Raw genomic sequence first — 17,135 nt, 5'->3', positions numbered from 1 at the left:
GTGGCCGTGTCCATCATGGTCAGCAATGAACTGGTGCTGCCCTTGCTGCTGCGCTGGCGGCACCTGCGCAGCAGCGAAGGACAAGACCTGTCGCGCGTGCTTTTGGGGATACGGCGGGCATCCATTCTGGGTGTGCTGGTGCTGGGCTATGTTTACTTTCATCTGGCAGGTGAAGCCTATGCGCTGGTGAGCATCGGGCTCATCAGTTTTGCCGCCGTGGCGCAGTTTGCACCGGTAGTGCTGGGCGGCATGTACTGGAAGGGCGGCACCCGGCAGGGCGCCCTGGCAGGCCTGTTGGCAGGTTTTTTGATGTGGGCCTATACCCTGATGCTGCCCTCGATTGCGAAGTCGGGTTGGCTCGATACCGGTTTCATTGCCCAGGGCCCTTGGGGGCTGGCGTGGCTGCGGCCTGAACAGTTGTTGGGCCTGCAGGGGTTTGACGGCCTGACACACTCGCTGTTCTGGAGCATGCTGGTCAATGGTGTGGCCTATGTGGGTGTCTCGCTGTGGCGCGTGCCCTCAGGCCGTGAAGCCAGTCAGGCCTTGTTGTTCGTCGATGTGTTCCAGCGCACAGCGGCCTCCAGCCCCGTGTTCTGGCGCGGGCGGGCCAATACGCAAGATCTGCTGCGCCTGTGCGAGCGTTTTCTGGGGGGAGCCAAGGCGCGGCCGCTTTTCGAGGCCTATGCGCTGCGCATGGGCGCAGGCTCGGTGCAAGCCCTGCGGCCCGACGCACGCCTGGTGCAGTTTGTTGAAACCCAGTTGGCCGGCGCCGTGGGCAGTGCATCGGCCCGCGCGCTGGTGGCTTCGGTGGCCGAGGAGGAAACCCTCTCACCCAGCGATGTACTGCGCATCCTGGATGAAGCTTCCCAGATACGCGCCTACTCGCGTGCGCTGGAGGGCAAGTCGCGCTCACTGGAACGTGCCACCGAAGATCTGCGCGCTGCCAATGAGCAGCTGCAAAGCCTGGACCGGCTCAAGGACGATTTCATGTCCTCGGTCACGCACGAATTGCGCACGCCTCTGACGTCCATCCGTGCATTGGCCGAGTTGATGCAGGACGACGTTGATATGTCGGCCACCCAGCGCCAGCAGTTTGTGGGCATCATCGTGGCCGAGACAGAGCGCCTGACGCGCCTGGTCAACCAGGTGCTGGACATGGCCAAAATCGAATCGGGCCATGCGGAATGGCATGTAGCCCAGGTCGATATGCGCGCTCTCGTGGAGCGGGCAGTGGCCACCACGGCCGAGGTGTTCCGGGAGCGCTCTGCCCATGTCCAGCTAGAGCTGGCAGATCAGGCGCCTTCACTCCATGCGGATCCCGACCGCATTCTCCAGGTGCTGCTCAATCTTCTCTCGAATGCCGCAAAGTTTGTGCCGCCCATCGACGGGCAGGTGCAGGTACGGCTGGTGCACGATGACCAGGGCGTTACCGTGTGCGTGCAGGACAATGGTCCGGGGGTAGAGCCAGGCCATGAGGCCATGATTTTTGACCGTTTTCACCAGACCGATATCGGTGTCCAGGTGGCGCACGGAACAGGCCTGGGCCTGCCGATCAGTCGCCACATTGCAGAACATTTTGGCGGCCGGTTATGGCTGGAGCCCACAGGCCTTGCAGGTGCGTGCTTCTGCTTCTGGCTGCCCCTGGACGCCCCCACCTGCGGAGACAAAAAACCATGACATACAAGATACTGATTGCCGACGATGAGCCCAACATCGTGATCTCGCTGGAATATTTGCTGCAGCGCGAAGGCTACACCGTGGTGGTGGCCCGGGATGGGCAGGAAGCGCTCGACACCATCGTGCGGGAGCGGCCCGCGCTGGTGCTGCTCGATGTGATGATGCCGCACAAGTCGGGTTTTGAGGTGTGCCAGGCCGTGCGTACCGACGAGAGTCTGCAGGCCACCAAGATATTGATGCTGACGGCCAAGGGCCGCGAGACCGATCTTGCCAAGGGGCTGGCCCTGGGTGCCAATGCCTACATGACCAAACCCTTCTCTACCCGCGAACTGGTTCAGAAGGTGGCCGAGCTGTTGGGGGATGCGCCGGCATGAGAAAAGTAGACCCCCGCCTGGTGTGGGCCATCGTGGCTTCTGGCTTGGTCATGGCCCTGTGGTTGGTGTTGATGTCGGTCATCGTCTGGTCTACGCTGTCGCCGGACGAGCGTATGGCCGTGGGCGACGTGCTGGCGCAGCGCACCGCCCTGGTGGCGGTGGGCTGGCTGATCGGGCTGGGCCTGGTGGCGGGCGTTCTGCGTGTCTTGCACCGCCGCTACGTGGGGGCGCCTTACCAGCTATTGGAGGAGACCCGGGTGGTGCTGGCCGCTACGACGCCCCAGAAACTCAAGCCCCGGGGCACGGCAGAAATGCAGGCCTTGGCCAGCGCCGTGAATGAGCTGGCCGCACAGCGCGACCAATTGCGCGGCGACATGACCGAACAGGTGGCGCAGGCGAGTGTGCGTGTGCAGCAGGAAAAAGACCGCCTGGCCGCCTTGATGGCCGAGCTGAACCAGAGCGTGGTGGTGTGCAACCGCGATGGGCGCATCCTGCTCTACAACCAGCGCGCACGCCAGCAGTTTCGCGCCCTGTCACAAGAGCCCGGCCTGGCCGATGGCACGGAACTGGTGGGTATTGGCCGCTCCATCTATGCCGTCTTTGACCGGCAGTTGCTGGCCCATGCACTGGAGCGCATCCACCAAAGCATGGTGCGGGGCGTGGCCAGCCCGTCGGCCCAGTTTGTCACCACCACGCAGGGCGGGCAGTTGCTGCGCGTGCAGGTGGCGCCGGTGCGTTCCGGCGGCAGCGATACTGTGGCAGGCGACGCGGCGCAGGTCGTCGTCAGCGGCTTTGTGCTGATGCTCAACAACGTCACCGCCAGCGTCGAGGAAGAAGCCGCACGCGACCAACTGCTGCACGGGCTGACCGAAGGCAGCCGCGCTTCGCTGGCCAACATCCAGGCCGCCGTGGACATGCTGGGCTACTCCGATCTGGAGCCCGCCATGCGTGAGCGCTTTCTGGGCGTGGTGCGTGACGAGGTGGGCGCCATGGGGCGACGCATCACCGACCTGGCGCAGCGCGCCACGCAGCGGCTCAAGACCCGCTGGCCCATGGAGGACATGCTGGGCGCCGACCTGGCCGCTGCTGCCCAGCGCCAGATTGCAGCCCACTGCACTTGCCCCGTCACCCTGGATGCGGTGGATACCAGCCTGTGGCTCAAGGTGGACAGCTATACCCTGCTGCAGGCCTTGACCTACCTGGCCCACCGGCTGGTGGATGAATTCGAGGTGCGCTTTCTGCAGCTGCGGCTGCAGGCGGCAGGTGCGCACGCCCAGCTCGATCTGGTCTGGAGCGGCCAGGCCATGAGCAATGAGACCGTGATGAGCTGGGAAATGGACTCGATGTACTTCGGCAACGAACGCAGTCCGCTCACCGTGCGCGATGTGATCGAGCGGCACGGCGGCGAGATGTGGTTCGAGCGCGAACGGGTGCGCCACCAGGCTTTTTTCCGTTTCATGCTGCCCCTGGCCAGCGTGCAAGGCGTGGTCGATGCGGAGTTGGGCGAGAGCGATTACAGCCGTCCAGAGTACTACGACTTCGACCTGTTCCAGATGGCTGAACAGGGCAGTGCGCTGGACGACCGGCCCCTGTCCGAACTGGCCTACACCGTGTTCGACACGGAAACCACGGGGCTCAACCCCTCCGAGGGCGACGCCATCATCCAGATCGGGGCTGCGCGTATCGTCAATGGCAAGCTGCTGCGGCAAGAGTGCTTCGAGCAACTGGTCAACCCCGGGCGTGGTATCCCTGCGGCGTCCATTCCCATTCATGGCATTACCGAAGACATGGTCGTGGGCAAGCCGCGCATTGGCGAGGTGTTGCCGGTGTTCCATGCGTTCGCGCAGGACACTGTGCTGGTGGCGCACAACGCGGCCTTTGACATGCGTTTTCTGCAGTTGCAAGAAGAGGCCACGGGCATTGCTTTTCACCAGCCGGTGCTGGACACGCTGCTGTTATCGGCAGTGGTGCATCCGCACCAGGATTCCCACCGCCTGGAAGCCATCGCCGAGCGATTCAATGTGACCGTGCTGGGGCGCCACACGGCGCTGGGCGATGCGCTGGTGACGGCAGAGATCTGGTTGCGGCTGATTCCGCTGCTGCAGGCGCAGGGCATACATACCCTGCGACAGGCGCGTGAGGCGGCGCAGAAGACGTATTACGCGCGGTTGAAATATTGAGTGTTTTTTGGCTCTGGCGCTTATAGGTTAAGCGCAGGTAGCTATTGTTTTGATAGTTTTCGAGGTGCTTTTTTGGAGGGCGGAGGCCGGGACTCGCCCCGGCGGGCGACCTCCTTTCTTGTGCGCGACAAGAAAGGAGGCAAAGAAACGCGCCCCACAGCCTGCGGCCCCTGCGGGGCAACCTGCGCCGGGGTGCTTGCGGGGTGCGCCGCATAACTCACTACGCTGCTGCGCAGCTGCGTTCAGACAAATGCGGCGAGTCAGATCACGAAGCGGGTGTGTCCTGCGGCACACCCGCCACCCCGCAAGCACCCCGCCGCAGGCGCAGCCAGAAGGGGGTTGGAAGTCCGATACGGGCCATCGCTGCGCTCGGCCCCAGGCCCTGGGCCGAGCGCAGCGATGGCCCGTGTGGATGTTGGACTCCCATCCCTTCTGTATGCGCCTGCGGCGCGCACCGCAGGTTGCCCCGTAGCGCAGCGCAGGGGTCGCAGACAGCAGGGTCGCCTTTCTTTTGGGTACTTTTCTTTGGCGAAGCAAAGAATAAGTACCTCGCCCGCCGGGGCGAGACCCGGCCTCCGCCCGCTGCAAAGGCATGCCAGTAACTATTAAAATAATAGCTACTAACGCTTGCCCCATAAGCGCTAGATCCCAAAAATACTCAATACCTCCCCGTCTGATACCGCTGCCCCAGCACCCCCTGCAGCGTTTGCACTACCGAGAAGGCTTCCTTGAGGTGGCTGCGCTCGAAGTTGGACAGCTCCTCCAGCGCCAGAAAATTGTCGGGCTCCTGCCCCTGGGTGATCTGCCGTGCCTGGTGGTCGATGCGCAGCTTGGATAGAAACTCCAGCGCATCGCGCAGGTCGCGTGCGCTCTGCGGGCTGACTTCGCCGGCCTGGGCCACCTGCTCCAGGCGGTCGTGGGTGTTCACCGCGGCCACGCCACCGGCCAGTGCATAGACGCGCGCCAGGTCCACGATGGGCACGATGCCGCTGTGTTTGAGATCGATGGTGCCGGCATTCTCGCCACCGCGGATGCGCGAGATGGTGCCAAACAGCCCCAGTGGCGGGCGGTGTTTGAGTGCGTTGCCGACCATGTGCGCCAGAAACAGGCTTTTGCCCCGGGTGCGGTGCAGCACCTCCTGGCGCAAGGAGTCGAGCAGCTCCGTCTTTCCGTGGATGGCACGCAGGTCAAAGAACACGCAGGTCAGCATCAGCGCCATGGGCTCGGGGGTGTCCACCCACTGCTGGAAATACTGCGCCCAGCGCGCGCGCGGCTGGCGCCATTTGTCGGTCATGGCCATTATTTCGCCGGGGCAGTGGATGTAGCCGCATTCGGCCAGCCCGTCGCAGACAAAGCGTGAAAAGGCGCGAAAGTACTCGCCGTGCGCTGCCTCATCGTAGCGGTCGTCCAGCACCAGGCAGTTGTCCTGGTCGGATTTGGCGGTTTGCTCGCTGCGCGCCTGTGAACCGGCCGCTACCCACACATAGTCCACGGGGGCTGGCCCCAACTGGGCTTGTGCCAGATGGATCAGGCGCGTAGTGATGGCGTCGGTGATGGTGGTGATGATGTGGCCCGTGCTGTAGGCGCTGGCATCGGCGGCGGCCAAGTGCTGTTGCAGGGGGCGTATCTTGGTGCTGGTGCGCGCGAGTCCTTCGACGCTCGTCTGCTTGTACACGTCGCCCGCAAGATAGACCGGCGAAGTGCTGTGCTGCTCGGCCAGATCAGTGGCTGTGATCATGCCGACGATGCGTGTGCCGTCCATCACGGGCATGTGGTGGATATTGTGCCGTGCCATCAGCAGCAGGGCCTCGAATGCCGGGCTTGGTGCCTGCATGGTCAAGGGGGCCAGCGTGGCGATGTCGGAGACCGGGCGATCAATGTCCAGGCCCTGTGCCACCACGCGGTTGCGCAGGTCACGATCGGTCACCAGGCCGAAAAGGTGGCCTTGTTGTACCAGCAGCACGGACGAGACCCGCAGTTCGCACATCTGCTGCGCTGCTGCGCGAATGGAGGTTTCCGGCGCGAGGGTGATGGGCTCACGTTTGATGAGCGCGCGCACCGAGGTGGCCAGCAGGTTCAGATGCACGCCCGCGTCGGGCGACGGCACAGCACTGGCTTGCCCTGCGACAGGCAGAGAGGGGAAAAAATAGGCCAATGCACCGTGCTCGCGGCACAGGGCGGCCACGGTTTCTGCGTCCAACCACGCAATGCGGCAATCGGATGCAGCGGTGGCCTGCCAGGTGGACAGGTGTTGTTCCGGTGTGGCGCCAAAGCCAAACATGTCGCCCGGCTGCAGGTGCACAGCGATGTCCAGATCGGGATCGTGCAGATCCACCATGCCGTCCAGGATGAGCCCGGTGCGGTTGTGCAGTTGGCCCTGCGGCCGCAGGGACGTGCCTACGCTGGCTTCTGTCTGCTCCCACTGGGGCGCCAGCGTGGCCAGCACGGCCGGTTCAAGCTGGCTCCAGATGCGGTGCCGGGCCAGTGCCTGCAGGACGGTGGCCGGGGCGGAAGACGATTCTGGGTTCATGGCAATGCAGCACCAGTGGGGATGGATGCACCCATTGTTGCAGCAGTGGGCAGGCTCCACCCATGGGGTTGATCCTGCCCTGTGCCTAACCGGGAATGACCGTGACGGCAGGCAGTGTGTGGGGGTCGATGGCCTCTTGTAGCGTGCCCCCCGTGTGGATGGGTTTTGCCGGGCGCTGCAGCAGTTCCCGCACGAAGTTGGGTTGTGCCAGCAGCGCATGGTGCATGGCACCGTTGTAAAGCTGCAAATCCTTCAGTCCATGCGCGGCGATGCGAGCATCCACTTCGGCTGCGCTCAGCGCGGCAGGATCCGTGTCGCAGGAGGCCATGGCCATGCACCACAGCGTGCCGTACAGAGGCACATATTGAAGATAGGGCTGCACGATGGGAAAGGCCGTGCGCAGCGACGCAGCGATGCGCGCCATCGACTCCGGGAGATGGATGGGCGAGCCCAGGTGCAGTGACAGCACACCGCCCGGATTCAGGGCACGACGGCAGGCGGCATAGAACTCGACGGTGTAGAGATCGAGTGCCGGGCCGATCGGGTCGGTCAGGTCAAGCACGATCTGATCAAAGCGTTCGGTGCACGATTCGATCAACGCGCGCGCATCACCCAGGCGGACTTCCAAGCGCGGGTCATCCAGTGCACCATGGTGGATATTGCCCAGCCATTCGCGAGCCATGTGCACGACATCTGCGTCCAGTTCGGCGAGCAGGACGCGCTCCATGCTCGGGTACTTGAGCAATTCCTCGGCAGCGCCACCATCGCCACCGCCCACCACCAGCGCGCTGCGCGGCGCGCCATGGGCGATGGCCGGCAAATGCACCATGGGCTCGTGGTAGAAAAATTCGTCGCGCTCGGAGGTCATGAAGCAGCCGTCGATGCGCATCACGCGACCAAACAGCGCGTTGTCGAACACCTCGATGTGTTGCCAGGGGGACTGCTTTTGCGCCACCCGGGTGCTCTCGCGCAGGTAGAAACCGAAATCGGGCGTCAGGCGTTCGGCCATGTAGCGGGGTTCGGACATGTCAGCGTTCCTTTCTGCCGTGCGCGTCGTATGCAGCCCATGCAAACGGCGCGGCCCCAGGCGAGGGACGCCGAGCAAGGGCCGCCCCACAGCAAGGGCGTCGTCCCCCTGGAGGGGGAAGGCGGCTCAGGGGGTGTTCCATTTCAGGCGCGCTCGACACGGTGCAGATGGGGGTCGGCCGGGTTGAAGGCCGCCTGGATGTCGTTGAACAGTTTTTGCGCCTTGGGGCGGTTGTCGGTGGAGTAGTTGCAGACGTAGACATCGACGGTCACGTAGCCCGATTCGGGCCAGGTGTGGATCGACAGGTGCGATTCGGCCAGCACCACCACGCCGGTCACGCCGCCGCCCTCGCCAAAGCTGTGGAACAGGCTACCCACCGAAGTCAGGTCTGCTGCTGCCACGCGGGCTTTGCAAAAATCTTCCAGGTACTCTGCATCGTGCATCAGGCGGCTGTCACACAGGCAGCCATAGAGGTCGCCGATCAGGTGCAGGCCCGTGGCATTGCGTGCTTTGGGTGATGCGACGACAGGGGCGAGCGTGGGTGGCACGGGGCATAGCGTTTTCATGGGTGCGGTTTCTCCCTTTTTGCGAGGTGGGCAAAAATCGGCAGACCATGGAATGCAAGCCACGTCTGCCGCCCGGTGTGTTGCAGGCGGTGGGCACGTGGGGGAATGGGAGAAGCGTCGCCGGCCATCTTGCCGCGCCCTCGTTCCGTTGTACGTGTATGACGCCAATGCAACGCTGACAGCAATCCGCCCGGCCGGGCGAGCGGTTTTTCTGAACCTGAAATTATAGCTTTTTTGGTGCGGAGCACTTTGGGCGGTGCCCGGGTCGGCCAAAATCATGTGGCGTGCTCTGGGATTGCACGGGTAAAAAAGGGGTCGACAGGCCCATAGGGCAATCCCTTATATGATTGTACGCCTTTGGCGCCTGCGTTTTCGCCCATGTCTCTCACCTCCCCACACTGTCCCGATCCCTTGGTCGAGCTGCGCAATGTCCATTTTGCTTACGGCGCGCAGCCGGTTTTGCGTGGGCTGTCGCTGGCGGTGCCGCGGGGCAAGGTCACGGCCATCATGGGCGCTTCGGGCGGAGGCAAGACGACGGTGTTGCGCCTGATTGGCGGTCAGCAGCGCGCCCAGCAGGGCGAGGTGCTGTTCGACGGCAAGGATGTCGGGCGCATGGATAGGGCGCAGCTTTATGCCGCACGGCGGCGCATGGGCATGCTGTTCCAGTTTGGCGCGCTGTTTACTGACATGAGTGTGTTCGAGAACGTCGCTTTTCCACTGCGTGAGCACACCGATCTGTCCGAAGCGCTGGTGCGCGACATTGTGCTCATGAAGCTGCACGCTGTGGGCCTGCGCGGAGCACGCGATCTCATGCCCGCCCAGATCTCTGGTGGCATGGCGCGTCGCGTGGCGTTGGCGCGGGCCATCGCGCTGGACCCGGAGCTGGTGATGTACGACGAGCCTTTTGCCGGGCTGGATCCGATCTCGCTGGGCACGGCGGCGCAACTCATCCGCCAGCTCAATGACGCCATGGGGCTCACCACTGTGCTTGTCTCGCATGACCTGGAAGCCACTTTCAAGCTGGCCGATCATGTGGTCATCCTGGGGCCGGGCATCATTGCGGCGCAGGGCACTCCCGACGAGGTGCGCCACAGTATCGACCCTTTGGTGCACCAGTTTGTCAATGCGCTGCCCGTGGGGCCCGTGCCCTTCCATTACCCGGGGCCCGATGTGGCGCAGGATTTCGGCCCGTTGGACGGGGGGGCGACATGAGCTGGTACCGCCCCTCCGATCTGGGTTTTGCCGTGCGCTGCAAGCTGGCTGATATCGGCCTGGGCGCGCGCCTGTTCGGGCGATTGTTGAAATTGTTTTCGGCGGTGTGGCAACGCCCGGGCCTGGTGCGCGATCAGGTGCATTTTTTGGGCAATTATTCGCTGGCCATCATCACTGTGTCGGGCCTCTTTGTCGGGTTCGTGCTGGCCCTGCAGGGTTATTACACCTTGCAGGACTTTGGTTCGACCGAAGCGCTCGGGCAACTGGTGGCGCTGAGCTTGCTACGGGAACTCGGGCCGGTGATCACTGCGCTGCTGTTTGCCGGGCGTGCCGGTACCTCGCTCACCGCGGAGATCGGCCTGATGCGCGCGGGCGAGCAGCTCAGCGCCATGGAGATGATGGCGGTCGACCCCGAGCGCCGCATTCTCGCGCCGCGCTTCTGGGCTGGCATTGTGGCCATGCCGGTGCTGGCGGCGGTGTTCAGTGCCGTGGGCGTGGTCGGTGGCTGGGTGGTTGCGGTCGGCATGATCGGCATTGACAGCGGCTCTTTCTGGAGCCAGATGCAGGGTGGCGTGGATGTTTTTAGTGACGTGGGCAATGGCGTCGTCAAGAGCGTCGTGTTTGGTTTCACGGTGACCTTTGTGGCGCTGCTGCAGGGTTACACGGCCCGGCCCACGCCTGAAGGCGTGTCGCGGGCGACCACGCGGACCGTGGTGGTGGCGTCGCTGGCGGTGTTGGGTCTGGATTTCATCCTCACGGCCCTGATGTTCAGTATCTGAAGGAAAAGGGAAGAACGATGCAGCAGTCCAAGAACGATGTCTGGGTCGGCCTGTTCGTCATGCTCGGCGTGGTGGCGCTGGTTTTTCTGGCATTGCAGTCGGCCAACCTGCTGACGCTGAACTTCCAGACGGGCTACCGCGTGACGGCGCGTTTTGACAATATCGGGGGTCTCAAGCCCCAGGCGGCTGTGCGCAGCGCGGGCGTGGTGGTAGGGCGTGTGGAATCGATCACGTTTGATGACAAGACTTACCAGGCCCGTGTCACCCTGCAATTGCAGGATCGCTATGCTTTCCCGAAAGACAGCTCGCTCAAGATTCTCACCAGTGGTTTGCTCGGTGAGCAGTACATTGGTATCGAGGCAGGAGCCGACGAGCACAATCTGGCGGCAGGAGATGCGGTGTCCGCAACGCAATCTGCCATCGTGCTGGAAAATCTCATCAGCCAGTTTCTTTTTAACAAGGCCGCCGAAGGCGTGCCCGCAGCAGACAGCAGCAAATGACCACCGCGATGACCAAGGGCGCGCAGCGTCCTGAAAAAAAACATGCCACGGGCGCCAGCCGGGCCGCCGCCCTGGTCCTGGGCGCTCTGTTGCTGGCGGGCTGCGCCAGCGGCCCTCAGGCCCATCCGGACGACCCGCTGGAACCCTACAACCGCAGCATGACGCGCTTCAACGATGCGGTGGATGCGGCTGTCCTCAAACCAGTGGCCACGGCCTACCAGCAGGCCACGCCTGCGCCGGTGCGCACCGGAGTCAGCAACTTCTTCTCCAATCTGGGTGATGCGTGGTCGTTTGTGAACAATACGCTGCAGTTGCGGGCCGAGGGCGCGTTGTCCAGTTTCTTCCGTGTGGGCATCAACACCCTCATGGGTCTGGGCGGCGTGCTGGACGTGGCCAGCGAGATGGGGCTGGAACGGCACAAGCAGGACTTTGGGTTGACATTGGGGCGCTGGGGCATGCCGCCCGGTCCGTATCTGGTGCTGCCCATCTTGGGGCCATCCACCGTGCGCGACACACTGGCGTTGCCTGTGGATATGCGGGGCAACCCCGTGCGCCAGGTCGACCCCGTGTCGGCCCGCAACAGCCTGTATGCCCTGCGTGTGGTGGATACCCGCGCAAACCTGCTGCGCGCCGGCGAGGTGCTGGATGGTGCTGCACTGGACAAATACAGCTTTACGCGCGACGTGTTCCTGCAAGTGCGCAGCCAGCGTGCTGCTGAAGCCGCTGGACGTGATGCTGCGCCCGGCAGTGATGATGGCCGACTGCCCCCCGAGCCGCAAGAGTGAATCCGGGCACGTGTTGAAGTGAGGAAAGAATGATCAAACGACGTTATTTGGGGCGCTTGGCAGCCAGTCTGGTTGCCGTGTGGGCTTTGGCCGGGGCCGGCGTGGTGCACGCCGCCGACGAGGCGCCCGATGTGATGGTGCAGCGGCTGTCTACCGAAGTGCTGGATGCGCTGCGTGCCGACAAATCCATCAAGGCGGGCGAGCTCGACAAAGTCATTGCGCTGGTGGACAAAACCATCATGCCGAACGTGAACTTCCGCCGTATGACCGCAGCCGCTGTCGGCCCAGGCTGGCGCAAAGCCAGCCCCGAGCAGCAAAAGCGCTTGCAGGACGAGTTCAAGACCCTGTTGGTGCGCACCTACGCCGGGGCGTTGGCGCAGGTGAGCGACCAGACCATCCACGTCAAGCCGCTGCGGGCCAGCCCGCAGGACAAGGACGTGCTGGTGCGCACCGAGGTGCGCGGCCGGGGGGATCCGGTGCAGCTCGATTATTGGCTGGAGAAAACCCCCGGCGAGGGCACGGGCTGGAAAATCTACAACCTCAATGTGCTGGGAGCCTGGTTGGTGGAAACCTACCGTAGCCAGTTTGCCCGGGAGATCAATGCGAAGGGCATCGACGGCCTGATCGACGCCCTGACCGCGCGCAACCAAAGCAACGCCAAGGGCTGAAGGCATGGACACGGTGCTGGCCTTGCCGGTTGAACTGACGCACCGCCAAGCCAGCGGCGTGCTTGAGCCGCTGCTGCAGGGGTTGCGTGCGGGCCCGGCATTGCACTGGGTCATCGATGCCGGTGCGCTGCGGGTGTTCGACAGTTCGGCGCTGGCCGTGTTGCTCGAATGCCGCCGCGAGGCGCTGGCGTGCCACAAAACCCTGGCCATCAAGGATTTGCCCCCGGCACTGGCGGGAATGGCTGCGTTGTACGGCGTGGAATCTTTGCTCCCCGCGCAGGCCGCTGGGGCGTGATGCCCCCATGGCCCGTGGCGGTGCATGGCAGCCTTGGATAGCCCCTTAGAACGTGTTCAATGTCTTTTGGTAGATCGCATTGGAGTGCAATCGGGATGAGTGGGTGGCCCAGATGCGCCGCACGGGCTCGTGCCCATGCCAGCAGATGGGGCGCCCAATCGCCCGATTTCACTCCAACCCTTGGGGCAAGTTCCTTTTCGGGCGGTCTGCGGCGTTGCAGCGCTTGTCCATAGCCGGGCTATGGACGGCGCACTGCGCCTTGCATCCCATCCCGAAAAGGTACTTGTGCGACTCCAAAAGACATTGAACACGTTCTTAGGGCCAAGGCCGTAAAATCGCTGTCTCACATGCCTGCAGTCTCCTTCCAATCCGTCTCCAAGACCTATTCCACGCCCCGGGGCTCTTTTCATGCGCTCAGCGGCGTGAGCCTGGACATCGAGGAAGGCGAGTTTTTCGGCCTGCTGGGTCCCAACGGTGCGGGTAAAACCACCCTGATCAGCATTTTGGCGGGCCTGGTGCGTGCCAGCACTGGCCGCGTGCTGGTGCAAGGCAGCGATGTTCAGCAGGACTATGCCCAGGCCCGGCGCAAGCTGGGCGTAGTGCCGCAGGAATTGGTGTTTGACCCCTTTTTTAGTGTGCGCGAGGCGCTGCGCTTTCAGTCGGGCTATTTCGGCGTGCGCCACAACGACGACTGGATCGATGAACTGCTCGCCAACCTGGGTCTGACCGACAAGGCCCAGGCCAATATGCGCCAGCTCTCGGGCGGCATGAAGCGCCGTGTGCTGGTGGCCCAGGCGCTGGTGCACAAGCCGCCCATCATCGTGTTGGACGAGCCCACGGCCGGGGTCGATGTGGAATTGCGCCAGACGCTCTGGCACTTCATTGCCAAGCTGAACAAGCAAGGCCATACCGTCTTGCTGACCACGCACTACCTGGAAGAAGCCGAGGCCCTGTGCGGGCGCATTGCCATGCTCAAGAACGGGCGCGTGGTGGCGCTCGACCGTACCAGCGAACTGCTCAAGGCGGCCTCGGGCAATGTGCTGGTCTTCAAGACCGACAGCGCTTTGCCTGACGCGCTGGCCGCACAGGCCCGTGTGACGGGGCGGGTGGTGCAATTGGCGGCCAATGATGCGCAGGACATTGAGCACTATCTGGCCATGCTGCGTGAGGCCGGTGTCGAGGTGCAGGACATCGAGATCCGCCGTTCCGACCTGGAGGATGTGTTTCTCAACGTCATGGCCGCCGCAGCGGCCGCCGAGGAAGTTGCTGGCGCATCCCTGCAGCCACTGGAGCACGTATGACCGGTTGGCAGATGCTTTTCTACAAGGAGGTGCTGCGCTTTTGGAAGGTCAGCTTCCAGACGGTCGGCGCCCCCGTGCTGACCGCCGTGCTCTACCTGCTGATCTTTGGCCACGTGCTGCAAGACCATGTGAAGGTGTACGACCGCATCGACTACGTCTCCTTCCTGGTGCCCGGCCTGGTGATGATGAGCGTGTTGCAAAACGCCTTTGCCAACAGCTCATCCAGCCTGGTGCAGAGCAAGATCATGGGTAGCCTGGTGTTCCAACTGCTCACGCCCATGTCGCACCGCGCGTGGTTTGTGGCCTATGTGGGTTCGTCCATGCTGCGCGGTCTGGTGGTGGGGCTGGGGGTTTTTCTGGTGACGCTGGTTTTTGCACTGCCCGAGCTGGCGGCGCCGCTGTGGATCATTGTGTTTGCCTTGCTGGGGGCGGCGCTGCTGGCCACGCTGGGCATCATTGCCGGGCTTTGGGCCGACAAGTTCGACCAGATGGCGGCCTTCCAGAACTTCATCATCGTGCCCATGACGTTTCTCTCGGGCGTTTTCTATTCCATCAGCTCACTGCCACCGTTCTGGCAGGCAGTGAGCCACCTGAACCCGTTTTTCTACATGATCGATGGTTTCAGGTACGGCTTTTTTGGCCAGAGCGATGCCTCGCCCTGGCTCAGCCTGGGCATCGTCGGCACGGCCTGGCTGTGCGTGAGTGCCCTGGCCCTGCAGTTGCTGCGCACCGGGTACAAGATTCGCTCATGACCCGTGTGCTGTACTCCATGGGCGGCCCGGTGCCGCTGTTTTTTGCCTGCAGGCCGATAGGGCGCAGGCTGTTTTTCCTGGGAACCTGACATGACCGCCGACGAGATCCGCAACCTCATCAGCACGGGCCTGGCCTGTGAATACATCACGCTCGAAGGCGATGGACGCCACTGGTACGCCACCATTGTCTCGCCCGAATTTGAAGGCAAGCGCCCCATTGCACGCCACCAGCGCGTCTATGCCACGCTGGGCGGCAAGATGCAGACCGATGAGGTGCATGCCCTGTCCATGAAAACCTTCACCCCCGCCGAATGGGCGGCCCAGGCAGAGCGCTGAGCGACTCGTATGCTATTAAAAATATAGCTTGCAGCGCTTTATAGGTGGGCTCTAGGGCCTGTTTTTACTCATATTTTGAATTGCTGACCATGGACAAGCTCCTCATCCGCGGTGGCCGCCCCTTGCAGGGCGAGGTGCCGGTCTCGGGCGCCAAGAATGCGGCCCTGCCCGAGCTGTGTGCCGCGCTGCTGACGGCCGGGCCGGTGGTGCTGCGCAACGTGCCCCGGCTGCAGGATGTGAACACCATGCTCAAGCTCATCCGCAACATGGGCGTGGTGGCCGAGCGCGGCGACGATGGCAGCGTGCGCATTGATGCCAGTGGCCTGAATACGCCCGAAGCGCCGTACGAGCTGGTCAAGACCATGCGCGCCTCGGTGCTGGCCCTCGGCCCGCTGCTGGCGCGCTTTGGTGAGGCCACGGTATCGCTGCCGGGCGGCTGCGCCATTGGCTCGCGCCCGGTGGACCAGCACATCAAGGGCCTTACCGCCATGGGCGCCGACATTGTGGTCGAACACGGCTACATGATTGCCCGCCTGCCCGAGGGCCGCACGCGCCTGCAGGGCGCACGCATCACCACCGACATGGTCACCGTGACCGGCACCGAGAATTTCCTCATGGCCGCCAGTTTGGCCGAGGGCGAGACGGTGCTGGAAAACGCCGCACAGGAGCCTGAGATCTCCGATCTGGCCGAAATGCTGATCGCCATGGGCGCGCAGATCGAAGGCCATGGCACCAGCCGCATCCGCATCCAGGGCGTCGAACAGTTGCACGGCTGCGAGCATGCGGTGGTGGCCGACCGCATCGAGGCCGGTACCTTTCTGTGCGCTGTGGCGGCCACCGGGGGTGACGCCTTTTTACGCCATGCCCGTGCGGACCACCTTGATGCCGTGATCGAAAAGTTGCGCGAAGCTGGTGCCACCGTTGAGGCCGCGCAGGGCGGCATCCATGTGCGCAGCCCAGGTGCTGCGGCCTTGCGTGCGCAGGGTTTTCGCACCACCGAATACCCAGGCTTTCCCACCGACATGCAAGCCCAGTTCATGGCGCTGAACTGCGTGGCACAGGGCACGGCCACGGTCACCGAAACTATTTTTGAAAACCGCTTCATGCATGTGAACGAGCTGGTGCGGCTGGGTGCGCGCATCCAGGTCGATGGTCGCTTGGCGGTGTCCGAGGGCGTGCCCCGCCTCTCGGGCGCAACGGTCATGGCCACCGACCTGCGGGCCTCGGCCAGTCTGGTGATCGCCGGGCTGGTGGCCGAGGGCGAGACCGTGGTGGACCGCATCTACCACCTCGACCGCGGCTACGACTGCATGGAAGCCAAACTGCGCGGCCTGGGCGCAGACATTGAAAGAATCTGATGATTACGCTTGCTCTCTCCAAAGGCCGCATCTTCGACGAGATCATGCCGCTGCTGGCCGCTGCTGGTATCGAGGTGCTGGAAGACCCTGAAAAATCGCGCAAGCTGATTCTGGCGACCAACCAGCCTGATGTGCGCGTGGTGCTGGTGCGCGCCTCCGATGTGCCCACCTACGTGCAGTACGGCGGCGCCGACATGGGCGTGTGCGGCAAGGACACGCTGATCGAGCACAGCGCCGAATGGGGCGGTGCCGCGCGCTCGGGCCTGTTTTTGCCGCTGGACCTGCGCATTGCGCGCTGCCGCGTGAGTGTGGCCGTGCGTTCCGACTTCGACTACGAAAACGCCGTGCGCCAGGGCGCCCGCCTGCGGGTGGCTAGCAAGTACACCGCCATCGCCCGCGATTTTTTTGCCACCAAGGGCGTGCATGTGGACATGATCAAGCTCTACGGCAGCATGGAACTGGCGCCCCTCACTGGCCTGGCCGACGCCATCGTCGATCTGGTGTCCACCGGCAACACCCTCAAGGCCAACCACCTGGTGGAGGTCGAGCGCATCATGGACATCAGCTCGCACCTGGTGGTCAACCAGGCGGCGCTCAAGCTCAAGCAGGCACCGCTGCGCCGCATCATTGATGCGTTTGCCTCCGCCATTCGTCCTGAACCTTGAACCCTGAGAACCGCTTGAGCAAGGGCGTTCAGTAAATTATTCGCCACCCCCAGACTGGGCCGACTGATCTCCCTACGACAATGCGCTTGCCTCAGGCAAATTCGTGTCTGAATGCAACAGTAAATTCAAA

17 protein-coding genes are annotated in these 17,135 nt (G+C 63.5%); 14 read left to right on the top strand and 3 right to left on the bottom strand.

Annotation, left to right across the window (positions count from 1 at the left end; translation table 11 throughout):
- The 3 genes from ACYVOC_RS03110 to ACYVOC_RS03100 all read left to right on the top strand — a co-directional run.
- The coding region (locus ACYVOC_RS03110; protein ID WP_461160844.1) for a sensor histidine kinase at nucleotides 1-1,677 on the top strand (1,677 nt) is incomplete at its 5' end.
- A complete protein-coding gene (locus tag ACYVOC_RS03105) occupies nucleotides 1,674-2,051 on the top strand; it encodes a response regulator transcription factor (protein ID WP_461160843.1) in 378 nt (125 codons plus the stop codon). The genes ACYVOC_RS03110 and ACYVOC_RS03105, both read left to right, overlap by 4 nt.
- Nucleotides 2,048-4,231: a 3'-5' exonuclease gene (locus ACYVOC_RS03100; protein ID WP_461160842.1), complete on the top strand. Its 2,184-nt coding sequence runs from the start codon at nucleotides 2,048-2,050 to the stop codon at nucleotides 4,229-4,231. Before ACYVOC_RS03105 ends, ACYVOC_RS03100 begins: the two co-directional genes overlap by 4 nt.
- A 658-nt stretch (nucleotides 4,232-4,889) precedes the next feature.
- On the opposite strand, the gene ACYVOC_RS03095 is transcribed toward ACYVOC_RS03100, so the two are convergent.
- The 3 genes from ACYVOC_RS03095 to speD form a co-directional block, all read right to left on the bottom strand.
- Nucleotides 4,890-6,761 carry a putative nucleotidyltransferase substrate binding domain-containing protein gene (locus ACYVOC_RS03095; RefSeq protein ID WP_461160841.1) on the bottom strand — a complete coding sequence of 624 codons (1,872 nt, stop codon included), beginning with the start codon at nucleotides 6,759-6,761 and terminating at the stop codon, nucleotides 4,890-4,892.
- 85 nt (nucleotides 6,762-6,846) lie between these two features.
- Nucleotides 6,847-7,788 (bottom strand): polyamine aminopropyltransferase, encoded by a 942-nt coding sequence (gene speE, locus ACYVOC_RS03090; RefSeq protein WP_461160840.1) that lies wholly within the window; start codon nucleotides 7,786-7,788, stop codon nucleotides 6,847-6,849.
- Nucleotides 7,789-7,931: 143 nt separating this feature from the next.
- Entirely contained in the window at nucleotides 7,932-8,354 is a 423-nt protein-coding gene (speD, locus tag ACYVOC_RS03085) for an adenosylmethionine decarboxylase (protein ID WP_116004836.1), read from the bottom strand.
- A 378-nt stretch (nucleotides 8,355-8,732) separates the two neighbouring features.
- Here speD and ACYVOC_RS03080 point away from each other — a divergent pair, with 378 nt between their 5' ends.
- From ACYVOC_RS03080 to hisG, 11 genes are all read left to right on the top strand, one after another.
- Nucleotides 8,733-9,566: an ABC transporter ATP-binding protein gene (locus ACYVOC_RS03080; RefSeq protein WP_461160839.1), complete on the top strand. Its 834-nt coding sequence runs from the start codon at nucleotides 8,733-8,735 to the stop codon at nucleotides 9,564-9,566.
- Nucleotides 9,563-10,345 carry a lipid asymmetry maintenance ABC transporter permease subunit MlaE gene (gene mlaE / locus ACYVOC_RS03075; protein ID WP_116004834.1) on the top strand — a complete coding sequence of 261 codons (783 nt, stop codon included), beginning with the start codon at nucleotides 9,563-9,565 and terminating at the stop codon, nucleotides 10,343-10,345. The genes ACYVOC_RS03080 and mlaE overlap by 4 nt, the downstream gene beginning before the upstream one ends.
- Nucleotides 10,346-10,362: 17 nt before the next feature.
- Nucleotides 10,363-10,845 carry an outer membrane lipid asymmetry maintenance protein MlaD gene (mlaD, locus tag ACYVOC_RS03070; RefSeq protein ID WP_116004833.1) on the top strand — a complete coding sequence of 161 codons (483 nt, stop codon included), beginning with the start codon at nucleotides 10,363-10,365 and terminating at the stop codon, nucleotides 10,843-10,845.
- The gene (locus tag ACYVOC_RS03065) at nucleotides 10,842-11,630 is read left to right on the top strand and encodes an MlaA family lipoprotein (RefSeq protein ID WP_116004832.1); all 789 of its coding nucleotides are present in this window, start codon (nucleotides 10,842-10,844) and stop codon (nucleotides 11,628-11,630) included. Before mlaD ends, ACYVOC_RS03065 begins: the two co-directional genes overlap by 4 nt.
- Before the next feature lie 29 nt (nucleotides 11,631-11,659).
- On the top strand, nucleotides 11,660-12,298 hold the full coding sequence (locus ACYVOC_RS03060; protein ID WP_461160838.1) for an MlaC/ttg2D family ABC transporter substrate-binding protein: 639 nt from the start codon (nucleotides 11,660-11,662) through the stop codon (nucleotides 12,296-12,298).
- Between the two features lie 13 nt (nucleotides 12,299-12,311).
- Nucleotides 12,312-12,593, top strand: a complete 282-nt coding sequence (locus tag ACYVOC_RS03055) for an STAS domain-containing protein (protein WP_116006139.1) — start codon at nucleotides 12,312-12,314, stop codon at nucleotides 12,591-12,593.
- A 347-nt stretch (nucleotides 12,594-12,940) separates the two neighbouring features.
- A complete protein-coding gene (locus ACYVOC_RS03050) occupies nucleotides 12,941-13,894 on the top strand; it encodes an ABC transporter ATP-binding protein (protein ID WP_461160837.1) in 954 nt (317 codons plus the stop codon).
- A complete protein-coding gene (locus tag ACYVOC_RS03045; protein WP_116004829.1) occupies nucleotides 13,891-14,646 on the top strand; it encodes an ABC transporter permease in 756 nt (251 codons plus the stop codon). Before ACYVOC_RS03050 ends, ACYVOC_RS03045 begins: the two co-directional genes overlap by 4 nt.
- 90 nt (nucleotides 14,647-14,736) lie before the next feature.
- Nucleotides 14,737-14,982, top strand: coding sequence for a BolA family protein (locus ACYVOC_RS03040; protein ID WP_461160836.1), 246 nt, complete (start codon nucleotides 14,737-14,739; stop codon nucleotides 14,980-14,982).
- Between the two features lie 89 nt (nucleotides 14,983-15,071).
- The gene (gene murA, locus ACYVOC_RS03035) at nucleotides 15,072-16,340 is read left to right on the top strand and encodes a UDP-N-acetylglucosamine 1-carboxyvinyltransferase (RefSeq protein ID WP_116004827.1); all 1,269 of its coding nucleotides are present in this window, start codon (nucleotides 15,072-15,074) and stop codon (nucleotides 16,338-16,340) included.
- Nucleotides 16,340-17,005, top strand: a complete 666-nt coding sequence (gene hisG, locus ACYVOC_RS03030) for an ATP phosphoribosyltransferase (RefSeq protein WP_116004826.1) — start codon at nucleotides 16,340-16,342, stop codon at nucleotides 17,003-17,005. Before murA ends, hisG begins: the two co-directional genes overlap by 1 nt.
- The last annotated feature ends 130 nt before the right edge of the window (nucleotides 17,006-17,135 follow it).

This window comes from Simplicispira piscis, assembly GCF_054783455.1.
The sequence above is the reverse complement of the archived record's forward strand: the minus strand, read 5'-3'. Positions and strand labels throughout refer to the sequence as shown.

Coding starts and splice junctions, on each gene's coding strand:
- ACYVOC_RS03065 (WP_116004832.1), top strand. CDS start 10,842: ATGACCACCGCGATGACCAAGGGCGCGCAGCGTCCTGAAAAAAAACAT.
- ACYVOC_RS03050 (WP_461160837.1), top strand. CDS start 12,941: ATGCCTGCAGTCTCCTTCCAATCCGTCTCCAAGACCTATTCCACGCCC.
- ACYVOC_RS03040 (WP_461160836.1), top strand. CDS start 14,737: ATGACCGCCGACGAGATCCGCAACCTCATCAGCACGGGCCTGGCCTGT.
- ACYVOC_RS03100 (WP_461160842.1), top strand. CDS start 2,048: ATGAGAAAAGTAGACCCCCGCCTGGTGTGGGCCATCGTGGCTTCTGGC.
- ACYVOC_RS03060 (WP_461160838.1), top strand. CDS start 11,660: ATGATCAAACGACGTTATTTGGGGCGCTTGGCAGCCAGTCTGGTTGCC.
- ACYVOC_RS03045 (WP_116004829.1), top strand. CDS start 13,891: ATGACCGGTTGGCAGATGCTTTTCTACAAGGAGGTGCTGCGCTTTTGG.
- hisG (WP_116004826.1), top strand. CDS start 16,340: ATGATTACGCTTGCTCTCTCCAAAGGCCGCATCTTCGACGAGATCATG.
- ACYVOC_RS03105 (WP_461160843.1), top strand. CDS start 1,674: ATGACATACAAGATACTGATTGCCGACGATGAGCCCAACATCGTGATC.
- ACYVOC_RS03095 (WP_461160841.1), bottom strand. CDS start 6,761: ATGAACCCAGAATCGTCTTCCGCCCCGGCCACCGTCCTGCAGGCACTG.
- speE (WP_461160840.1), bottom strand. CDS start 7,788: ATGTCCGAACCCCGCTACATGGCCGAACGCCTGACGCCCGATTTCGGT.
- murA (WP_116004827.1), top strand. CDS start 15,072: ATGGACAAGCTCCTCATCCGCGGTGGCCGCCCCTTGCAGGGCGAGGTG.
- speD (WP_116004836.1), bottom strand. CDS start 8,354: ATGAAAACGCTATGCCCCGTGCCACCCACGCTCGCCCCTGTCGTCGCA.
- mlaD (WP_116004833.1), top strand. CDS start 10,363: ATGCAGCAGTCCAAGAACGATGTCTGGGTCGGCCTGTTCGTCATGCTC.
- ACYVOC_RS03080 (WP_461160839.1), top strand. CDS start 8,733: ATGTCTCTCACCTCCCCACACTGTCCCGATCCCTTGGTCGAGCTGCGC.
- mlaE (WP_116004834.1), top strand. CDS start 9,563: ATGAGCTGGTACCGCCCCTCCGATCTGGGTTTTGCCGTGCGCTGCAAG.